This window comes from Hydrogenophaga sp. RWCD_12, from assembly GCF_046604225.1.
Classification (GTDB): Bacteria; Pseudomonadota; Gammaproteobacteria; order Burkholderiales; family Burkholderiaceae_C; genus Hydrogenophaga.
In genome coordinates this window covers 507,680-526,162 of record NZ_JBKIXC010000004.1, presented here as the reverse complement: position 1 = coordinate 526,162, position 18,483 = coordinate 507,680, and the positions used below count along the sequence as shown (strand labels likewise).

At 68.9% G+C, this 18,483-nt stretch carries 18 protein-coding genes and 1 riboswitch; of the genes, 10 read left to right on the top strand and 8 right to left on the bottom strand.

Annotated features, from left to right (window positions below; all coding sequences use genetic code 11):
• Positions 1 to 28 precede the first annotated feature (28 nt).
• From ACLIJ1_RS18000 to add, 5 genes are all read left to right on the top strand, one after another.
• Positions 29 to 796, top strand: a complete 768-nt coding sequence (locus tag ACLIJ1_RS18000) for an SDR family NAD(P)-dependent oxidoreductase (protein WP_411366915.1) — start codon at positions 29 to 31, stop codon at positions 794 to 796.
• Positions 797 to 807: 11 nt separating this feature from the next.
• Positions 808 to 2,220, top strand: coding sequence for an ethanolamine ammonia-lyase subunit EutB (locus ACLIJ1_RS17995; RefSeq protein ID WP_411366914.1), 1,413 nt, complete (start codon positions 808 to 810; stop codon positions 2,218 to 2,220).
• Positions 2,217 to 3,059, top strand: coding sequence for an ethanolamine ammonia-lyase subunit EutC (eutC, locus tag ACLIJ1_RS17990; RefSeq protein ID WP_411366913.1), 843 nt, complete (start codon positions 2,217 to 2,219; stop codon positions 3,057 to 3,059). Before ACLIJ1_RS17995 ends, eutC begins: the two co-directional genes overlap by 4 nt.
• 123 nt (positions 3,060 to 3,182) lie before the next feature.
• Positions 3,183 to 5,456 (top strand): hypothetical protein, encoded by a 2,274-nt coding sequence (locus tag ACLIJ1_RS17985; RefSeq protein WP_411366912.1) that lies wholly within the window; start codon positions 3,183 to 3,185, stop codon positions 5,454 to 5,456.
• A gap of 94 nt (positions 5,457 to 5,550) precedes the next feature.
• Positions 5,551 to 6,558 carry an adenosine deaminase gene (gene add, locus ACLIJ1_RS17980; protein WP_411366911.1) on the top strand — a complete coding sequence of 336 codons (1,008 nt, stop codon included), beginning with the start codon at positions 5,551 to 5,553 and terminating at the stop codon, positions 6,556 to 6,558.
• Between the two features lie 15 nt (positions 6,559 to 6,573).
• On the opposite strand, the gene ACLIJ1_RS17975 is transcribed toward add, so the two are convergent.
• Genes ACLIJ1_RS17975 through ACLIJ1_RS17940 form a run of 8 tightly spaced genes read right to left on the bottom strand, consistent with a single transcriptional unit; the run spans position 6,574 to position 13,341 of the window.
• The gene (locus ACLIJ1_RS17975) at positions 6,574 to 7,338 is read right to left on the bottom strand and encodes a hypothetical protein (RefSeq protein WP_411366910.1); all 765 of its coding nucleotides are present in this window, start codon (positions 7,336 to 7,338) and stop codon (positions 6,574 to 6,576) included.
• Complete coding sequence (locus tag ACLIJ1_RS17970; protein ID WP_411366909.1) at positions 7,335 to 8,003, bottom strand: cysteine hydrolase family protein; 669 nt, start codon at positions 8,001 to 8,003, stop codon at positions 7,335 to 7,337. The genes ACLIJ1_RS17975 and ACLIJ1_RS17970 overlap by 4 nt, the downstream gene beginning before the upstream one ends.
• A complete protein-coding gene (locus tag ACLIJ1_RS17965) occupies positions 8,000 to 8,806 on the bottom strand; it encodes a creatininase (protein WP_411366908.1) in 807 nt (268 codons plus the stop codon). The genes ACLIJ1_RS17970 and ACLIJ1_RS17965 overlap by 4 nt, the downstream gene beginning before the upstream one ends.
• Complete coding sequence (locus ACLIJ1_RS17960; RefSeq protein WP_411366907.1) at positions 8,803 to 9,738, bottom strand: DMT family transporter; 936 nt, start codon at positions 9,736 to 9,738, stop codon at positions 8,803 to 8,805. Before ACLIJ1_RS17960 ends, ACLIJ1_RS17965 begins: the two co-directional genes overlap by 4 nt.
• Positions 9,735 to 10,484, bottom strand: a complete 750-nt coding sequence (locus ACLIJ1_RS17955) for an SDR family NAD(P)-dependent oxidoreductase (protein ID WP_411366906.1) — start codon at positions 10,482 to 10,484, stop codon at positions 9,735 to 9,737. The genes ACLIJ1_RS17960 and ACLIJ1_RS17955 overlap by 4 nt, the downstream gene beginning before the upstream one ends.
• Positions 10,481 to 11,272, bottom strand: a complete 792-nt coding sequence (locus tag ACLIJ1_RS17950) for an SDR family NAD(P)-dependent oxidoreductase (protein WP_411366905.1) — start codon at positions 11,270 to 11,272, stop codon at positions 10,481 to 10,483. Before ACLIJ1_RS17950 ends, ACLIJ1_RS17955 begins: the two co-directional genes overlap by 4 nt.
• A complete protein-coding gene (locus tag ACLIJ1_RS17945) occupies positions 11,269 to 12,279 on the bottom strand; it encodes a fatty acid desaturase family protein (RefSeq protein ID WP_411366904.1) in 1,011 nt (336 codons plus the stop codon). Before ACLIJ1_RS17945 ends, ACLIJ1_RS17950 begins: the two co-directional genes overlap by 4 nt.
• A 15-nt stretch (positions 12,280 to 12,294) precedes the next feature.
• Positions 12,295 to 13,341, bottom strand: a complete 1,047-nt coding sequence (locus ACLIJ1_RS17940; protein WP_411366903.1) for an ABC transporter substrate-binding protein — start codon at positions 13,339 to 13,341, stop codon at positions 12,295 to 12,297.
• 51 nt (positions 13,342 to 13,392) lie between these two features.
• Positions 13,393 to 13,493: riboswitch (guanidine-I (ykkC/yxkD leader) on the bottom strand.
• Between the two features lie 237 nt (positions 13,494 to 13,730).
• Between ACLIJ1_RS17940 and ACLIJ1_RS17935 the strand changes: the two genes are divergently transcribed.
• The 5 genes from ACLIJ1_RS17935 to ltnD all read left to right on the top strand — a co-directional run bounded on the left by ACLIJ1_RS17935 (position 13,731) and on the right by ltnD (position 18,483).
• Entirely contained in the window at positions 13,731 to 14,564 is an 834-nt protein-coding gene (locus tag ACLIJ1_RS17935; protein WP_411366902.1) for a FadR/GntR family transcriptional regulator, read from the top strand.
• 122 nt (positions 14,565 to 14,686) lie between these two features.
• Positions 14,687 to 15,670, top strand: coding sequence for a TRAP transporter substrate-binding protein (locus tag ACLIJ1_RS17930; protein WP_411366901.1), 984 nt, complete (start codon positions 14,687 to 14,689; stop codon positions 15,668 to 15,670).
• Between the two features lie 82 nt (positions 15,671 to 15,752).
• The gene (locus tag ACLIJ1_RS17925) at positions 15,753 to 16,265 is read left to right on the top strand and encodes a TRAP transporter small permease (RefSeq protein WP_411366900.1); all 513 of its coding nucleotides are present in this window, start codon (positions 15,753 to 15,755) and stop codon (positions 16,263 to 16,265) included.
• A gap of 2 nt (positions 16,266 to 16,267) precedes the next feature.
• A complete protein-coding gene (locus tag ACLIJ1_RS17920) occupies positions 16,268 to 17,554 on the top strand; it encodes a TRAP transporter large permease (RefSeq protein WP_411366899.1) in 1,287 nt (428 codons plus the stop codon).
• A 17-nt stretch (positions 17,555 to 17,571) separates the two neighbouring features.
• Positions 17,572 to 18,483, top strand: a complete 912-nt coding sequence (gene ltnD / locus ACLIJ1_RS17915; protein WP_411366898.1) for an L-threonate dehydrogenase — start codon at positions 17,572 to 17,574, stop codon at positions 18,481 to 18,483.

Sequence of the window (18,483 nt, the reverse complement as noted above, 5' to 3'; positions counted from 1 at the left end):
GGCCCGGCCACGACACAGGGAGAACGCGATGGGAGAACGCCTGAAGGGCAAGGTGGCGCTGGTCTCGGGCGGCGCCACCGGCGTCGGCGGCGCCGCCTCGACGCTGTTCGCGGCCGAAGGCGCCTGCGTCGCGGTGCTCGACATCAACGCCGAAGCGGCCGAGGCCACGGCGCAGGCGATCCGCAACGCGGGCGGCGATGCGCTGGCCGTGGTGGCCGACGTGTCGCAGGCCGCGTTGGTGGACGCGGCGGTGGGCCAGGTGCTCCAGCACTACGGCCGCATTGACGTGCTCTTCAACCACGCGGGAAGCATTGTGGTCAAACCCTTCCTGGAGACCACCGAGGAAGAGTGGGACCGGCTGATGGCGGTGAACGTGAAGAGCATGTACCTCGTCACGCGCGCGGTGCTGCCGGGCATGCTGGCGCGCGGCAAGGGCGCCATCGTCTGCACCTCGTCGATCTCGGCCGTGGCGGGCACGCCGATGGAGGTGCTGTACGACACCACCAAGGGCGCCTGCCACATGTTCGCGCGCGCCATCGCGGTCGAGTACCGCGACCGCGGCATCCGCTGCAACGCGGTCTGCCCGGGCTTCATTCGCACGCCACATGGCCTGCGCGAGGTGGACGCGCTGCAGAAGCTGGGCGTGGACGTGTCGGAGGCGGCGCTGGCGGTGGCGCAGGGGCGCATCTGCGAGCCGGAGGAGGTCGCCGCCGCCGCGCTGTTCCTGGTCAGCGACGAAGCCAGTTTTGTGAACGGCACGCACCTGTTTGTGGACAATGGCTTCACCGCCGTCTGATCCCGGGGACCATGACCTACAGCCACACTGTCAACGCCCAGCGCCACACCTTCGTCGACCTGCGCGACCTGATGGCGCGCGCCACGCCGCTGCGCTCGGGCGACCGGCTGGCGGGGGTCGCCGCGGACAGCGCGGCCGAGCGCATGGCGGCGCAGATGGCGCTGGCCGACCTGCCACTGCGCACCTTTCTCAGCGAAGCGGTGGTGCCCTACGAAAGCGACGCGGTGACGCGCCTGATCGTGGACACGCACGACGCCGCGGCCTTCGCGCCGGTCGCGCACCTCACGGTCGGCGACTTCCGCAACTGGCTGCTCTCCGACGCTGCGACCAGTGAGTCACTGGCCGCACTCGCTCCCGGGCTCACGCCCGAGATGGTGGCCGCGGTCTCCAAGATCTGCCGGCTGCAGGACCTGGCGCTGATCGCGCGCAAGTGCCGCGTGGTCACGCGCTTTCGCGGCACCATCGGCCTTCAGGGCCGCATGGCGACACGCCTGCAGCCCAACCACCCGACCGACGCCGCCTCGGGCATCGCCGCCAGCCTGCTCGACGGCCTGCTGCACGGCAGCGGCGACGCGGTGATCGGCATCAACCCCGCGACCGACAACGTGCCGCAGGTGGTGCGCCTGCTGCAGATGCTTGACGGCGTCATCAGCCGCTACGGCATTCCCACTCAGAGCTGCGTGCTGACCCACGTGACCAACACCATCCAGGCGATCGAGCGCGGCGCGCCGGTCGATCTGGTGTTCCAGTCCATCGGCGGCACCGAGGGCACGAACAAGAGCTTCGGCATCGACCTCGCGGTGCTCGGTGAAGCGCGCGAAGCGGCCTTGTCGCTCCAGCGCGGATCGGTGTTTGAGGACGGGACGCGCGGCGACAACGTGATGTATTTCGAGACCGGCCAGGGCAGCGCGCTCTCGGCCGGCGCCAACCACGGCTGCGACCAGCAGACCATCGAGGCCCGGGCCTACGCGGTGGCGCGGCACTTCAAGCCGCTGCTGGTGAACACGGTGGTCGGCTTCATCGGGCCGGAGTATCTGTTCGACGGCAAGCAGATCATCCGCGCCGGCCTCGAAGACCACTTCTGCGGCAAGCTGCTGGGCGTGCCCATGGGCTGCGACATCTGCTACACCAACCACGCGGAGGCCGACAGCGACGACATGGACGCGCTGATGACCCTGCTGGGCGCGGCGGGTTGCAGCTTCATCATGGGCATCCCGGGCTCGGACGACATCATGCTGAACTACCAGAGCACGTCATTCCACGACGCGATGGTGCTGCGCGACCTGCTGGGCCTGCGCGCCTCGCCCGAGTTCGAGGCCTGGCTGCAGAAAATGGGTGTGTTCGAACCGGGTGAAGGCTCGCGCCTGGCGCGCGCACTGCCCGAGGCCTTTGCACCGGTGCTGGCGCGGCTGGAGTCGGCATGAACGACAACGCCCGACCGCTGATCCACCCCGACGAAGTGCCGCACGTCACGCCCGCCGGCTGGGGCACGCTGCGCCGCTTCACCGACGCCCGCATCGCGCTCGGCCGCGCCGGCCACAGCCAGCCCACCGCGCCGCATCTCGCTTTCCAGCTGGCGCACGCGCTGGCGCGCGACGCCGTGCACCTGCCCTTCGACGCACACGGTGTGGCGGCGGGTGTGCAGGCGCTGGGCCTGGAGGCGATCCAGCTGCACAGCGCGGCGGCCGACCGCGCGACCTACCTGCAGCGACCCGACCTCGGGCGCCGGCTCGACGAAGCGTCGCGCAACACGCTGCAGCAGCGCGACGCCACGCCCGTGGACCTTGCCTTCGTGGTCGGCGACGGCCTGTCGGCGCTCGCGATCCACCAGAACGCCGTGCCCCTGATCGCGTCCACGCTGGCGCGGCTGCAGGCCGACGCCAACTCCTGGACCATCGGCCCGGTCGCCATCGTCGAGCAGGCGCGCGTGGCGGTGGGCGACGAAACCGGTGCGGGGCTGAAGGCCCGCTGCGTGGTGGTGCTGATCGGTGAACGGCCGGGCCTGAGCTCGCCCGACAGCATGGGCCTGTACCTGACCTGGGCGCCACAAGCGGGTCTGACCGACGCGAACCGCAACTGCATCTCCAACGTGCGCCCCGCGGGTCTGGCGATCGAGGCAGCGGCCGCCAAGCTGGTGCACCTGCTGGGGGCGGCGCGCACCGGGCAGATCAGCGGCGTGGGTCTGAAGGACGACCACGACGACCAGTCCGCCGCGCTCGGCGGCGGCAACGACCCGTCGCACAACTTCCTGCTCGGGCACTGACGCGCGCCCTGGCCGCGCCTCCATTGCATGGAGGACCGGGTCCCTTGCTTTGTTGATGTGCGCCGGTGCCGGCGTTCCTAGCATGGCCTCTCCGCGGCATCCAGCCGCTTTCAGGAGAGCACCATGGGCATCGACATTTCCAGCGTCCTCGACAAAGCCTCGCTGTCGGACCTGACGGCCTTGAAACTGCACGAGAAGTACCTGATCGGGCCGCACATCCTCGGCATCGAGGTGACACAGGGCATCCAGTACTTCCGCGCTTCCCGCCACCTGACGGATCCTGCCGACCGCGGACCGGACAACTCGCTGCAGTTGGTGGCCTACAAGACCGCCTGGGTGCGGGTGTATGTGCGCGCCGGCTGGGGCGGCGCGGTCAACCTGAGCGGCAACCTGGAAATCCGCGCCATGCGCAACAAGCGGTGGCTGCCGGTGTGGGTCGATGTCGGCACGCTGACGCCGCAGACCCCAGGGACGGTGACCGCACAGACGCTGCCCGACTACGCGGCCGAACGCGGCAACATCACGGCCACGCTCAACTTCATCGTGCCCGCCGAAGACATGGCGGGCCACATGTCGTTCAAGGCGAACATCTGGCGCAGCAACGACGCCACGTCGGCCATCGTGGACAGCGAAACCTTGGAGGCCGACGTCTCGCTGCTGCAGACCCTGCGCGTGCGCGGCCTGATGGTGGCCTACAACGGCAGCAACGCGGCGGGCAACGGCAACCTCAACATCGCCGCGCCGACGGTCGGCGACCTGCAGACCACCGCCGCCTGGTCCCACACGGTGTTTCCGGTGCAGGCCGATGGCGTGTTCTCCAGCGCCGGCACCGTGACGCTCACGGTGCCGCTCACCGGCGCGGCGACCGCGCCCGGCGGCTGCTCACCCGGCTGGTTCACGCTCAACGGACAGCTCGCGGCCGCCAAGGCCAACGACGGCAACCGCACCGACGTCGTCTACTACGGCCTGCTGCCCAACGGCGTGCCGATGGGGCCGGTGATCGGCTGCGCCAGCAACGGCGTCACCTCGGGCGGGATCGGCAACGGCGTGACCATGGCGCACGAGCTCGGCCACTTCGCCGGCCTGCCCCACGCGCCCTGCGGCACGCCCGGCAACCCCAACTACCCGGCCTACGAACCCTACGACCCGGCCGCCACGCCCACCGCATCGATCGGCGAGTACGGCCTGGACATCAACGACGGCAGCATCCACCCGCCCGCCCAGAAGGACTTCATGTCCTACTGCAGCCCGCGCTGGACCTCGATCTACACCCACCAGCGCCTGACCAACAATGCGATCTTCGCGCCCACCTCCGTGTACCCGCGCATCCGCATTCCGGAGCTGGTCGACCCCTGGCTCTGGCCGTGGGAATACATTCCCGACCCGGCACCCGAGCCGTGGGACATCTGGAAGAACCGCATCGAGGAGCTGCGCATGCGCCCCGTCATCACCCTGATCGGCACCTTCGAGCGCGACGCCTCGATCACGATGCAGCACGTGATGCGCGTCGATGCCCAGTCGACCATCGCCACCGGCGTGCCCACAAAGATGGTGGCCGAGCTGCTCGGGGCCAACGGAGAGGTGCTCGCCAGCGCGCCGGTCATGCGCATCCCGGCCGATGCACACGGTGAAGGCGGTTGCGGCTGTGGCGGCGGGTGCGGCGACGGCGAACCCGCGGTGTTCGGCTTCCAGGCCATGGTCCCCAACGTCGGGCGCGGCGAAGCCTTGCGCATCGTGCACGTCGGTGCGCTGGACGATGCCGACGGCAAGCTGCGCCGTCCGCTCACCGTCGCCTGGGAGCGCAAGGCGTCGCGGCGCCCGCTGAAGCTGGGCGACATCGCGGTGAAGGCCAGCGCGCGCGGCGTGACGCTGGCCTGGAAGGTCGAAGGCGAGGGTGCGGACGGAGCGCCGGTGAGCTGCTCGGTGCAGTTCAGCAAGGACGGTGGCCGCTCGTGGAACGGTGCGGCCGTGGGCATCGAGGGCGGCAAGGTGCAGCTCTCTCCCGATGCCTTGCCCAGCGGCAAGCTGATCTTCCGCGTGCTCGCGCACGACGGCTTCGACACCACGACGCGCGAATCGGACGCGGTGGAACTGGCGGTGCGCGCGCCCAGCGTGGCGGTCATGAGCCCGGTCGCGGGCGCCCGCGTCGAGGCCGGTGCACCGATGCGCTTGTGGGGCAGCGCCCAGAGCTCCAGCGGTGAGCGCATCGACAGCGAGCACTTCGAGTGGCTGCTGGACGGCAAGGTCGTCGGACGCGGCCGCGAGGTCTGGATCAACGCTCCCAAGCCGGGCCGGCACGAAGCAAGACTGGTGGTCACCGACGGCCGCGCCGAAGGAGACGCTTCGGCCGGCTTCACCACCCACGACCCGGACCACGAAGAACAAGCCCCGCGCTGATCCCGGTTCTGGCATTCTGCTGGTGGTGTGCGGCGACGACGCGGAGGTGCTGGGTGCACCGACGGCTTCCGCACCCCACCCGCCGAACTTGTCCATGAACACCAACACCACCAGCACCGACCGCCTGAGAACCCTGCCCCGCGCCGAGGTCCATGTGCACCTCGAAGGTTGCTTCGAGGCAGCGATGCTGGAGCAGTGGGCGACCCGTTTCGGGGAACCGCTGCCGCGACCGCGTGAGCGCCTGTTCCAGTTTGAAGGCCTGGCCGACTTCCTGCACTTTCTGGACTGGGCCTGTGGCCTGGTGCGCACCCGCGAGGAGCTGGCCGAGTCGGCCTACGCGTTCAGCCAGCGGCTGGCGGCCAGCGGCACCGGCTATGCCGACCTGATCTTCAACCCCACGCACTGGAGCCACTGGCACGGGCGCCTGCCGGCCATGGTGGATGCGCTGGACGCAGGCTTTCGCGCCGCCGAGCAGGACGGCCTGCCGCCGGTGGGGCTGTGCGTGAGCCTGCTGCGCACCCAGTCGGCAGACGCGGCGGCCGAACTGGTGGACGGGCTGCTGCAAATGAAACACCCCCGCGTGGTCGCGCTGTCGATCGACGGCAACGAAGCGGCCGCTGGGCGCACCGGGCCCCGCTTTGCCGAGGCCTTCCGCCGCGCCGGCGCGGCGGGGCTCAGGCGCACGGTGCATGCGGGCGAGTCCAGCGGGCCGGAGGGCGTGCGCGACGCCATCGAGCTGCTGGGTGCCGACCGGATCGACCACGGGGTGCGCGCGGTGGAAGACGCTGCGGTGGTGCAACTGCTGGCGGACCGGCAGATCCCGCTGGGCATCTGCCCCAGCTCCAACCTGGCCCTGGGCGTGTGTCCGTCGATGGCGGAACACCCCATCGAGCCGCTGCGGCGCGCCGGTGTGCCGGTGTCGGTCAACACCGACGACCCGGCGCTGCTGGGCACCTGCCTGGAGCACGAGTACGCAATGTGCGCCGACACGTTCGGCTGGACCGACGCGGAGTTGCGCGCGGTGGCACGCACCTCGATCGACGCGAGCTTTGCGAACGACGACGTGAAGGCCTCGCTGCGCGAGGCACTCGCGTGCTGGTGAACCTGGGGGCCAATGTCAGGTCGGTACCGGCCGGCCTTCGTCGCTCCACTCCAGCACCTGCCACTCACCCGCGAGCAGCCCACGGTCCACCCGGGCGCGCACCGCGTCGAGCCGGTGCAGCGCGCAGGGCACGGTCTGCCCTTCGAGCGCGGGCCGGGTTGCCCGCTCGACCGTCCACTCTCCATGCTCGAAACGACCGAAGGCGAAATCGACGTCGAGCAGGGCGTCGGCGTGTTCCGGGTGGCGCTGCAACACGTCCGCCAGGGTTTCGTCGGGTTGGAGATCTGCGGGCCAGCTCGCCGTGCGCGGACGGTGGTGCATCAGGTAGTCGCCCGCGACCAGCAGCCGTTCGGCGGTGGGCTGGCCACCGGCGTCCAGGCGCGCGAGCGCCACGCGGCGCCCCAGCGAACCGGGCAGGCGCTCCCACACTTCAAGGTAGTGGCCATGGATGCCGGTCTCGATCACGCGGTCCGGCGTCTCGAACACCATGTGGCCTTCGTCGGGCGTGCTGCGCGGCGGCTGGAAATCGATGCATCGCTGCCAGGTACAGACCTCGGGTTGCGCAGGGTCTGGCCGGGTGATGCACGTGGTGCCGGCGAAGCCCTGCTGCCGCGCGAGTCCCTCCGGTGTGCGGCGGTCGGCGTCGGCGGGCACGCGCAGGTCACCGTGCCAGAGGCCAGTCTGCAGCCAGCGTACCCAGGTCGTGGTGTCGCGCCCCTCGGGCGTCTCCAGCAGGGTGCGCGCCCACACGCCGTGGTAACGCGCGGGTACTGCAGTCATGCGGCCGCCAGCTGCGCCGGGCGCAGCGCTTCGACGGCTTCGTCGGTGCTGCAGACGCGGCCGAAGATGCCGCCTTCGACACCGATCATGGCCATCGCGGGTGCGTGCAGCTCGGCCTGGCTGGCGGCGGTGGCGTCGCCCACGGTGGTGCACACGAAGCCGCGATCGACCGCCTCACGCAGCGTGGAGTGCACACAGACTTCGGCCGTGACGCCGCAGAGGATGAGCTGGCGGATGCCGAAGGCGCCGAGCACCGGGCCGAGCGTGGTCTTGTGGAACGCGCCGTAGCCGGGCTTGTCGATCACGTGTTCGCTCGCCAGCGGCCGCAGCGCGGGCACGAAATCGTGGCCCTGTTCGCCGCGCACCAGCAGGCGCCCGAGCGGGCCGGCACTGCCGATCGGCGCCCCGGCCGCGATGCTGCGCGCGAGTTTGGCGGGCGGACAGTCGGACAGGTCGGGCAGGTGGCCTTCGCGGGTGTGCACCACCATGAGGCCGGCGGCGCGCGCGGCGGCCAGCAGGCGCTGCACCTGCGGCACCACGGCCTGCATGGGCGCGATGTCCAGCCCGGCCTGCTGGGCGTAACCGCCGGGGCTGCAGAAGTCGCGCTGCATGTCGATGACGATCAGCGCCGTCAGCGCGGGGTCGAAGACAGGGAGCGTGCTCATGGGGCAGGACGTGTGAAACCGGTGGTGATGGCCTCGGCCATGCGGCGCGCCACTTCGTCGGCCAGCAGTTTGCCTTTGACCGCATCCGAGCCTTTGGCCGACGACAGCACGCCCGAGGGCGGCACCCAGTCGGTGCGGCTCGGGTACATGTCGTAGGGCGGGAAGTCGGCCGGGCCGTCGTCGGGCAGCAGGTCCATGCGCACCAGCGCGGGGTGGTAGTGCAGCATCATGGACGTCTCCAGCACGGCGGCGTGCTCCAGCGCGAAGCCGGGAAAGCCGTCGGGGAACACGTCGCCCAGCGTCTGCGGCGTCATGAAGTCCCAGTACTCCAGGCGCATCACCTGCAGCGCGCAGGCCGGGTCGGCGGCCTTCGCATCGCGCAGGCCGAGGTCGATGCCTTCGATCAGGAACCACTGGTTTTCGTAGTGGCCGTTGACGACTACCAGCTTGTCCACGCCGTGGCGCGCGAACTCGCGCACCGCGTCGCGGATCTGGCCGATCAGCGTGGCGGCGTCGACGCTGGTGGTGCCGCAGAAGTGTTGCCCGCCGCCGCACTTGGGCTGCGACTTGTAGCCGTAGCTCAGCGTGGGCGCGACCAGGCCGCTCACCAGCGCCGCCGCATCGGCCGCCACCGAGCAGGACAGCAGGCCGTCGGTGCCCAGCGGCAGGTGCGGGCCGTGCTGTTCGAGCGCACCCACCGGCAGCATCACGGGCGGGTGGTCGGTGCGGATGCGCTGCTGGTAATCGACCCAGGACAGCTGGTTCATCCAGACGGTGCTGGACACGGGTGGTGCGGTGCTCATGGCGTGCGGACTCCGGTGACAGGAACGGAAGCGGACGGTGTCTCTTCGGCGGGGCTGGCCATGGCCTCGGCCAGCGCGGCGACGGCGATCAGCGCCCCGCCGGCCCAGCCCATGGGACTCAGGCTCTCGCCACCGAACGCAAGCGCCGTGCCCACCGACACCACCAGCTCGGCCAGCAGGATCACGCCGGCGCGGCTGCTCTCCAGGTGGCTCACGCCGTACTGCCAGGTCACCGTGGCCAGCAGCATCCAGCCAAAGCCGTAGGCCAGCAGCGCCAGCACCACCCAGCCCGACATCGCCGGCGGGGACTGCCCCGTCAGGCCGCTGGCCAGCGCCGACAGCAGGCCGCAGCCGATGAAGACGCAGAAGGTCTTGGTGCGCAGCGGCACCGCGTGGGCGGCGCGCGCGATCACGTTGTTGGCCGCGAAGGCCAAGCCGGCAGACAGCGACAGCGCATCGACCCAGCTGAAGGCCAGCGCTTCACCAGCGCCCATGCCCGGCCCGCCAAGCACCAGCCACAGGCCGACGATGGCCGCGCCCACCGCCGCCCAGCGCGTGGGCGGGATGCGCTCCTTGAGGAACAATCTGCCGCCCAGCACCGACCACACAGGCGAGAGATAGAACAGGAACATCACGCGCACCACGTCGCCCAGCATCAGTGCGTTGACGAACGAAGTGTTGGCCCAGCCGCCCACCAGCGTGAGCGCCAGCACCAGCACCCACTGCGCGCGCCAGGCCGCACGGTCGCGCCAGAGCAGCCACACCGCGAGGACACCCACCGATCCATAGGTGAACAGCGCAATCAGCGGGCCCGACAGCCCCTGCGCGATGAAGCCCTTGAGCGGCATCCACGACAGCCCCCAGAGCGAGGCCGAGAACAGCAGCACACCGGTGGCGACGCGGTCGCTGGGGCGGGCCGGCAACAGATTCATGGCATGACCGAACCGCCGTTCGGGCCCAGCACCTGTCCGGTGTAGAAGCCCGAGAGGTCGCTGGCGAGAAACAGGGCGGTGGCAGCGATGTCCTCCGGCGCACCGAGCCGGTGCTGCGGGATCGCGAGTTCCTTCTCGACCCACTCGGCACTCATGTGTTCGAGCGAGACCATGGCGGTGGCCACCGGGCCGGGCGCGATCGCGTTGACGCGGATCTGCTGCGGCGCGAACTCGCGCGCCAGCGACTTGGTCAGGCCGATCACCCCTGCCTTGGCCGCGCAGTAGGACGCGTAGCGCTCGCGGCCCAGGATGCCGAGGTCGGACGCGATGTTGACGATGCTGCCCTGCCCCTTGTCGAGCATGCCGGGGATGAACGCGCGGCAGACCAGGAACACGGCCTTGAGGTCCACGCCCAGCATGCGGTCCCAGTCGGCCTCCGTGGTCTCCAGGAAGGCCTTCTCCTGGATGATGCCGGCGTTGTTGACCAGCACCTCCACGGCGCCCACGGCGTCGGCCATGGCCCGCACCGCGGCGGCGTCGCTCACATCGGCTTCGTGCGCCTGCGCGTCTCCGCCGTCGGCGCGGATCTGGGACACCAGGGCCAGCGCTTCGTCGGCCTGCTGCCAATGGTTGACCACCACGCGCGCACCCGCCTGCGCGAACATCAGCGCCGTCGCTCGGCCGATGCCGGTGGCGGCGCCGGTGACGAGGGCCGTGCGTCCCTGCAGTGAAAGGATCGGCGTCACAGCATCACCTCGCCGTGGCTGGGCGAAAGGCACTGGCCGGTGAGCGCGGCCGAACCGTCGCTGGCCAGGAAGAGAAAAGTGTCGGCCAGGTCCTCGGGCGTGAGCATGACCGGCACGGCCTGGCGCGAGAGGATTTCGCGCTCTATCTCGGCCTCGCTCTTCCCCTGCTCCTGCGCCATGGCCGCGAGCGATCGCATCGCGGCTGCCGTACGCACCCAGCCGGGGCAGACCGCGTTGACGCGAATGCCGCGCGGCCCGAGCTCCAGCGCCAGCGACCGCGTGAGGCCGACCACGGCGTGTTTGCTCGCGCTGTAGGCCGAGAAGCCCGCGACGCCGATGCGGCCCCAGATCGACGACTGGTGGATCACGCTGGCGCCGCGCGGCAGGTATGGCAGCAACGCGCGCGTGAGCCGCCACATGCCGCTGACGTTGTTGTCCAGCAGAGCGGCCCAGCGCAAGTTGGCGTCGGCCGACGGATCGTCGACGGGGGTCGGGTATTCGGTGCCGGCGTTGTGCACCAGCACATCGAGCCGGCCCCAGAGCGCATCCACCTGCGTCGCGGCGGCGGTGACGCTGGCGTCATCGCCCAGCTGGCAGACCACCGCGTGCGCGTCGGCGCCTTGCGCACGAAGCTGGTCCACCAGCAGCTGCAGCGGCTCCGCCGCCCGGTCCAGCAGCATCAGGCGCGCGCCCTGCGCCGCGAAGCCGCGCGCGAGCGCCTGCCCGATGCCACCGGCCGCGCCGGTGAGGAGCACCGTGCGGCCTTCGAGGCCGTAGCGGATGGTCATACCGCAGTCAGGAACGAAACACCCACGGCGCCGATGAAACCGTCGGCCCGGTGCGGCGTGCCGGGCGGCAAGACCTCGCCGTAGTCCTTGGCGAGCACGCGCGTGACACGGTGGCGGTGGTAGGCGCGCAGCAGCTCGCCCACGGTCACGACCTGCGGGCTCTTGTCGGCATAGAGCTGCTGGTGGAGCGCCGGTAGCTGGTGCCAGGGGGCCACCGGCCGTTCGTGGTGCGCGTTGTGGAAGCCGAAGTTCAGCCACACCAGGTTGAGCCACTTGGCATCCAGCCCGACCACGTCGCTGTAGGTGTTGGCCTGCTCGTAGACCCGGTCGCGCACCTTGTCCTGCGGGATCGGCGTCTCGTCCAGGATCGGGTAGGCGTCGTAGGTGTGCTGGAAGCAGTCGGCAAACCGCAGCAGGTGCACGAACAGCAGGTAGGCCAGCGCGTACAGCGCGAGTGTCTTGAGCGACCACCAGCCCAGCAGCGCCCAGGCCGACAGCCGCACGATGGCCACGCCGATCACGCGGCCGCGCGCCGCCTTCTTGCGCTCGCCCATGAAAGGCAGGGCGATCACGAAGCCGCGCATCACGAACTCCACTGCCGGAATGTGCAGCCACTCCAGCGCCAGCACCGTGCGCCGCACCAGCGGATGCGCGCGCAGGAAGGCCTGGTGATCGAAGGTGATGACGTCGGCCCGTTCGACGTGGTGCCGCATGTGCTTGCGGCGCAGGTCGTCGAAGCTGGCGTAGGCGCTGCCGTTGATCCAGCTCATCAGCTTGCCCCAGCGCTCGTTGGCCAGGGGCGTCTTGAAGATGGCCTGGTGGGCAAACTCGTGGATGAAATAGGCCGACCAGGTCAGCGCCAGTGCGACCAGCAGCACGCCGGCCACATTGAGCAGCCACAGCGGCTGGCCGAGCATCCAGATGCCGGCCGGCCATCCGAGCACCGTCACGCCCAGCGCGACGGTGTTGGGCAGCACGCCGTCGGCGTGCCGGAACAGGGCGGTCATGGCGTGCCGTCCGCCTTACTTGGCCAGGGTCTTGACGATGGACGCGTCGAAGGTGGCTTCGGGTGCCGGCAGGGTCGTGATCTGGCCCTTGGCCTTGAGCAGCTGGCCGATCACTTCGCCGCTGGCGTAGTAGGAGGTGGTTTCCTTGGCCGGCAGGAAGGCCTTGGGCATCTCGGCCAGCGGGATGTTGTAGACGCCGCTCATCTGTTCCTTGGCTTCCTTGGCGGAGACGCCCATGAACTTGCCGATGATCTTGGCCGCGTCGTCCGGCTTGGACTTCATGTAGGCCATGCCGTCGAGGTAAGCCTTGATGATGCCGCTGATCTCGGTCGGCTTGGCCTTGATGGCCTTGTCGTCGAACACCAGCACGTCGGCGATCAGGCCGGGCGCGTCCTTGGAGGAAAACACCACCTTGAACTTCTTGCCGCCGCCCTGGCCGAGGATCTGCGACAGGCTGGGCTCGTAGGTCACGCCGATCGGCAGCTGGCCCGAGGCCATCGCGGCCGGCACCGCTTCTGGCGTCATGCTGACCGGGCTGATGTCCTTCTCGGTCAGGCCGTTGACCTTGAGCGCGTAGGACAGCAGGAAGTCGCTGGGAGAGAGCGGGTTGTAGCCGATCTTCTTGCCCTTGAAGTCCTTCACCGACTTGATCGTGCCGTCGGCCACGATCGCATCACCGCCGTTGGAGTAGTCGATGGGCATGACCACCTTCATGCTCTTGCCCGCGGCGACCTGGCCGACCACCTGGTCGTAGGTCAGCATGCCGCCGTCGACCGCGCCCGAGGAGATGGCGGGCGGAATCAGAGCGGGGTCGGTGAAGACCTGCAGCGAGACCTTGAGGTTGTATTTCTTGAACAGGTCCAGCGACTCGGCGACGTAGAACGGGCCGTAGCCGATCCACACGACGGTGGCGATCTTCATGTTGGTGGGACCGGCCGCGAAGCTGGTCGCGGTCGCCAGCGCCAGGGCGGCACCGACGGCGGGCTTGAACAGCCGGCCGAGCAGGGAAGAAGAGGAGGAGGAAGACGCTGCGGGAGAAGAGAACAGACCAGCCAGTTTCATGATGAAGCTCCATGGGTGAGGGATGGGCGCAGGAGAACCGATCTGACGTCGTTCTCCCGGGCTTTTGTCCCTCCGTGGAGCCTGCGATGAGGCCGGTCCACTCTCGGACCAGACCCTGCGTCGCCGCAGACGGAACCCTAGTGGACCTACGCACGAGCGCTGACACCGTGTGCAGACCGCTCTCCATGCTGATGTCCACCATTGCATGGAGCGTGCCAGGCTGATTGCCGCGCAAGGTCGTCGTTCGGGGTCCCGAGATGCACCAAAGCGCGGCAACGGCGCGGTCTCTTGCCAGCGGCTGTGCCGATGTTGGTGCACGGCGGTTGCGCCGCCGGCACCCACCAACAAGGTTTATATTGTTGTCATACAAGCTAGACGAAGAGTTCGACATGACTGCCGCAGGAGACCGCTTTTTCCCGCTCGACAACGTGCCTTCTCTGAGGGTCGGTGCGCGCCTGTCCGAGCAGCTGGCGGACGCGCTGGCCGTGGGTATCCGCGACGGGCAGCTGACCGCCGGACAGAAACTGCCCACCGAGCAGGCGCTGGTGGAACGGTTCTCGGTCAGCCGCACCGTGGTGCGCGAAGCCATGTCCCGGTTGAAGACGCTGGGCCTGATCGAGACCCGCCAGGGCTCTGGTGCCTTTGTCAAGGCCGCGCCCGGCCCTGCGCTCGAACAACTTTTGCTGGAGCCCGACGGCTCGCTGGACGCGGTGATCCAGATGGTGGAGGTTCGCCGGGCGCTGGAAGCCGAATCGGCCGCCCTTGCCGCTGCACGCCGCAGCCCGCAATCGCTCAAGCAGATCAAGCAGGCGCTGCAGACACTGGGCAAGGCGGTCAAGGCCGGAGGCGACGGCGTGCAGGAGGACGTCGCGTTTCACACCGCCATCGCGCAGGCCTCGCGCAACCCGTTTCTGCTCGCGACGCTGGGCTACCTCAACCGCTTCCTGCTGGACGCCACGCGGGTCACCCGCGCCAACGAAGCCACGCGCGCCGATCTCGAGGCCGCGGTGCACGCCGAGCACAGCGCCATCGTCGAGGCCATCGAAGCCGGCGATGTGTCCGCGGCCCGCCAGGCAGGAGCGACCCACATGGTCAATGCCGCCCGCCGCATCGGCCAGGCCGACCCCGCTTTCTGGGCACAACACGGTCAGCAGCTGGCCGATCACCTGCGCGCCGAGCTCGGCCAGCAGCAGGGCAAAGCGCCCGTCTCCCGTCGCCGCTGAAATCCTTTCCGGGTAAACCCCGACTGGAGTCTGCGATGGCTCGACCTAGAATTTGTATGACAACCTGATAACTCTACAAGTACGAAGGTTGTGCCATCCATCCCATTCCGTAGGAGACATCGATGTCCAAGCCCTCCCTCAAGCTCATCGGCGCCGCTGTGACCAGCGCGCTCCTGTTCGCCGCCACCCCCGCCCAGGCGCAGACCGTCCTGAAGATCGGCCACGTGCTCGCCAAGGGCTCGCACTACGACGTCGGCGCCGTCAAGTTCTGCGAGGACATCGACAAGGGCACAGCCGGACGCTACAAGTGCCAGGTGTTCCCGGCCAGCGCCCTGGGCGGTGAACGCGAACAGATCGAAGCGGTGCAGCTGGGCACGCAGGACTTCGTGCTGACCTCCACCGGCCCGGTGGGCAACTTCGTACCCGAGATCAAGATCGTGGACGTGCCCTTCCTGTTCCGCGACTATGACCACGCCCGCAAGGTGCTGGACGGCCAGATCGGGCAGGACATGCTGTCCAAGTTCCAGTCGCACGGCCTGGTGGCCCTTGCCTGGAGCGAGAACGGCTTTCGCCACATGACCAACAACAAGCGTCCCATCGTGAGCGCCGCCGATGCCGCCGGCCTGAAGATGCGCACGATGGAGAACAAGGTGCACATGGAGGGCTACCGCACCTTCGGCATCCTGCCCACGCCCATGGCCTTCCCCGAGGTGTTCGGCGCGCTGCAGCAGGGCGTGGTCGATGGTCAGGAGAACCCCATCCCGGTGATCCTCGCTTCCAAGTTCTCGCAGGTGCAGAAGCACCTCTCGCTGACGGGCCATGTGTATTCGCCCGCCCTGCTGATCACCTCGCCGCGGGTCTGGAACAAGCTCAGCGACGCCGACAAGAAGGTGTTCTCCGACGCCGCCAAGGCCAGCGTGGCCGCCACCCGCAAGAAGGTGAACGACGACGAGGCCAACGGCATCGCCCAGCTGGAAAAGGAAGGCATGCAGGTTGTCAGGCAGGTCAATGGCGCGAGCTTCCGCGACGCGACCAAACCGGCCTACGCGAACTACGCCAAAGAATTCGGCGCCGACCGGATCGCGGCCATTCAGGCCGTCAAGTAATCCCGCTGTGCCACCGGCTGGCCCCCTCCCGGTGGGCCGGTCGGCGCGCGCCCCCCCATCCACACAACCCGAGGCGAGAGCCATGGAAACCTTCGAAACCGCCCTGATGCGGGTCAACCGCGGTGCGCTGGTGCTGCTGCTGGCCGCCATGGCTCTCATCATCTTCGCCAACGTGGTGCTGCGCTACACCACCAGCGAGTCCATCGAATGGGCTGAGGAGGTGGCGCGCTACCTCATGGTCTGGCTGACCTTCCTGGGCGCGGGCCCGGTGCTGCGCTACGGCGGCCACATCGCAGTCGAGAACCTGCAGGACGCCCTGCCGGCGCAAGCGGCCGTGGCATTGCGCGGCCTGATCGCGCTGATCCTGTTCGCCTTCTTTGGCTTCATGGTCTGGTTCGGCGTGCTCTACGTCGAGCGCGCGCAGTTCCAGATGACGCCCACCACCCAGATATCCATGGCGTGGGTCTATGCGGCCATTCCGGTCGGCGGCCTGCTGCTGGCCCTGCACATGGCCCTGGTGCTGCGCGGCTACCTGCAGTCGCGCAGCTTCGCTTCCGACGACCACTTTGACGCCAACGCGAGCGCCTCCCTATGAGCATGAGTCTGATCCTGTTGCTGAGCGCCTGTGCCTTCCTGGCGATCGGCATGCCCGTGGCCTTTGCGCTGGGTATCTCCACACTGACCGCCGTGATGCTGGGCAGCGACTTCCCCTTGATGGCCATGCTCAAGCAGACCTATGAGGGCGTCGACAGCTTTCCTCTGATGGCGGTGCCGTTCTTCATCCTGGCGGCCGAGCTGATGAGCGGCGGCTCACTCACCGAGGTGCTGCTGAAGTTCGCGGCCCAGTTCGTGGGCCACAAGCGCGGCGGCCTGGGCTACACCAACGTGGTGTCACTGACATTCTTTTCGGGTATTTCCGGCTCGGCCCTGGCCGACGCGGCCGGCCCGGGCTCGATGATGATCCGCATGATGGACAAGGCCGGCTACGACCGCGCGTACGCCGCCGCGCTGACGGCGGCCACCGCCATCGTCGGACCCATCATCCCGCCGTCCATCATCATGATCATCTACGCGCTGCAGGACGAGCGCGTGTCGGTCGGCGCGCTGTTCGTTGCGGGCTTCATCCCCGGCATCCTGATCGCAGCGGGCATGGCGGTGGTCAACTGGCGCGTCGCCACGCAGCGCAACTACCGGGGTGCCGACGACGTGGCGACCTGGCAGGACAAGCTGGAGACCAGCTGGCGCGCGCTGCCCGCGCTGATGCTGCCGGTGATCATCCTGGGCGGCATGCGGGCCGGCTGGTTCACTCCGACCGAGGCCTCGGTGGTGGCAGTGTTCTACGCCCTGGTGTGCGGCAAGTGGATCTACCGCACGCTGCGCTGGCAGGCCCTGCCCGACATCCTCTCGCGCTCGGCCCTGCTCACCGCATCGGTGCTGATCATCATCGGCATGTCCAACGCCTTCGCCTGGGTGCTGACCGTGGACGGTCTGCCACTGACCCTGGCCGAGTGGATGGCCGCGCAGAACTTCAACGCGGTGAGCTTCCTGATCGCGGTGAACATCTTCCTGCTGATCTTCGGCATCTTCATCGAGCCGCTGCCCGGCGTGATGGTGCTGGTGCCGATCCTGGCGCCCGTGGCGGCCAAGCTGGGCATCGACCCGATCCATTTCGCCATGGTAGTGATCTTCAACCTCACGCTCGGGATGATCACGCCACCCGTCGGTGGCCTGCTGTTCGTCACCTCCAACGTGGCCAAGGTCCCGCTGGCGGCTCTGACGCGCGAACTCAAGCCTTTCCTGGTCGCACACGGCGTGATCCTGCTGCTGCTGACCTTCTGGCCCGCACTGAGCACCTGGGCGCCACACGCCCTGGGCTTCAAGTGACCCTTCCGGAGAAACACATGACAGACAAAAACATGGGCGCCAGCATTGGGGTGATCGGCCTGGGTGCGATGGGCCGTGGCATCGCTGCTTCCCTGCGCCGCGCCGGATGGAACGTGCACGTGTGCGACGTGCGCATGGAAGCCGCACAGGCCTTCGCGGCCGACGGCGGTGTGGCCTGCGCCAGCCCTGCCGAGCTGGCCGCGCACTGCGAGGTGATCGTCAGCGTGGTGGTGAACGCCGCGCAGACCGAAGCTGTGCTGTTCGACGACGGCGGTGCGGCAGCGGCCATGCGGCCGGGCAGCCTGTTCATCATGTGCTCCACCGTGGACCCGAACGTCTCGGTGCAGTTCGAGCAGCGCCTGGCGGCGCTGGGCCTGCTGTACCTGGACGCACCCATCTCCGGTGGCGCCGCCAAGGCGGCGTCGGGCGAAATGACCATGATGACCTCAGGCACCCCTGCCGCCTACGCCAAGGCCAACGGCGCGCTCGAGGCCATGGCCGCGAAGGTCTACCGGCTGGGCGACAAGGCGGGCAACGGCAGCAAGGTCAAGATCATCAACCAGCTGCTGGCGGGCGTGCACATCGCCGCCGCGGCCGAAGCCATGGCCCTGGGCCTGCGCGAAGGCGTGAAGGCCGAGGACATTTACGAAGTCATCACCCACAGCGCCGGCAACAGCTGGATGTTCGAAAACCGCATGGCCCACGTGCTCGCGGCGGACTACACGCCGCTGTCGGCGGTGGACATCTTCGTCAAGGACCTGGGCCTGGTGCTCGACACCGCGCGCGCCAGCAAGTTCCCGCTGCCGCTGTCGGCCACGGCGCACCAGATGTTCATGCAGGCCTCGACTGCCGGCTATGCCAAGGAAGACGACTCGGCCGTGATCAAGATCTTCCCGGGCATCACCCTGCCTTCGCCCGCCGGAGCCTGA

What these genes read in the sequence shown, in the direction of transcription:
- ACLIJ1_RS18000 (WP_411366915.1), top strand. Translation starts at nt 29, where the DNA reads ATGGGAGAACGCCTGAAGGGCAAGGTGGCGCTGGTCTCGGGCGGCGCC.
- ACLIJ1_RS17995 (WP_411366914.1), top strand. Translation starts at nt 808, where the DNA reads ATGACCTACAGCCACACTGTCAACGCCCAGCGCCACACCTTCGTCGAC.
- eutC (WP_411366913.1), top strand. Translation starts at nt 2,217, where the DNA reads ATGAACGACAACGCCCGACCGCTGATCCACCCCGACGAAGTGCCGCAC.
- ACLIJ1_RS17985 (WP_411366912.1), top strand. Translation starts at nt 3,183, where the DNA reads ATGGGCATCGACATTTCCAGCGTCCTCGACAAAGCCTCGCTGTCGGAC.
- add (WP_411366911.1), top strand. Translation starts at nt 5,551, where the DNA reads ATGAACACCAACACCACCAGCACCGACCGCCTGAGAACCCTGCCCCGC.
- ACLIJ1_RS17975 (WP_411366910.1), bottom strand. Translation starts at nt 7,338, where the DNA reads ATGACTGCAGTACCCGCGCGTTACCACGGCGTGTGGGCGCGCACCCTG.
- ACLIJ1_RS17970 (WP_411366909.1), bottom strand. Translation starts at nt 8,003, where the DNA reads ATGAGCACGCTCCCTGTCTTCGACCCCGCGCTGACGGCGCTGATCGTC.
- ACLIJ1_RS17965 (WP_411366908.1), bottom strand. Translation starts at nt 8,806, where the DNA reads ATGAGCACCGCACCACCCGTGTCCAGCACCGTCTGGATGAACCAGCTG.
- ACLIJ1_RS17960 (WP_411366907.1), bottom strand. Translation starts at nt 9,738, where the DNA reads ATGAATCTGTTGCCGGCCCGCCCCAGCGACCGCGTCGCCACCGGTGTG.
- ACLIJ1_RS17950 (WP_411366905.1), bottom strand. Translation starts at nt 11,272, where the DNA reads ATGACCATCCGCTACGGCCTCGAAGGCCGCACGGTGCTCCTCACCGGC.
- ACLIJ1_RS17945 (WP_411366904.1), bottom strand. Translation starts at nt 12,279, where the DNA reads ATGACCGCCCTGTTCCGGCACGCCGACGGCGTGCTGCCCAACACCGTC.
- ACLIJ1_RS17940 (WP_411366903.1), bottom strand. Translation starts at nt 13,341, where the DNA reads ATGAAACTGGCTGGTCTGTTCTCTTCTCCCGCAGCGTCTTCCTCCTCC.
- ACLIJ1_RS17935 (WP_411366902.1), top strand. Translation starts at nt 13,731, where the DNA reads ATGACTGCCGCAGGAGACCGCTTTTTCCCGCTCGACAACGTGCCTTCT.
- ACLIJ1_RS17930 (WP_411366901.1), top strand. Translation starts at nt 14,687, where the DNA reads ATGTCCAAGCCCTCCCTCAAGCTCATCGGCGCCGCTGTGACCAGCGCG.
- ACLIJ1_RS17925 (WP_411366900.1), top strand. Translation starts at nt 15,753, where the DNA reads ATGGAAACCTTCGAAACCGCCCTGATGCGGGTCAACCGCGGTGCGCTG.
- ACLIJ1_RS17920 (WP_411366899.1), top strand. Translation starts at nt 16,268, where the DNA reads ATGAGTCTGATCCTGTTGCTGAGCGCCTGTGCCTTCCTGGCGATCGGC.
- ltnD (WP_411366898.1), top strand. Translation starts at nt 17,572, where the DNA reads ATGACAGACAAAAACATGGGCGCCAGCATTGGGGTGATCGGCCTGGGT.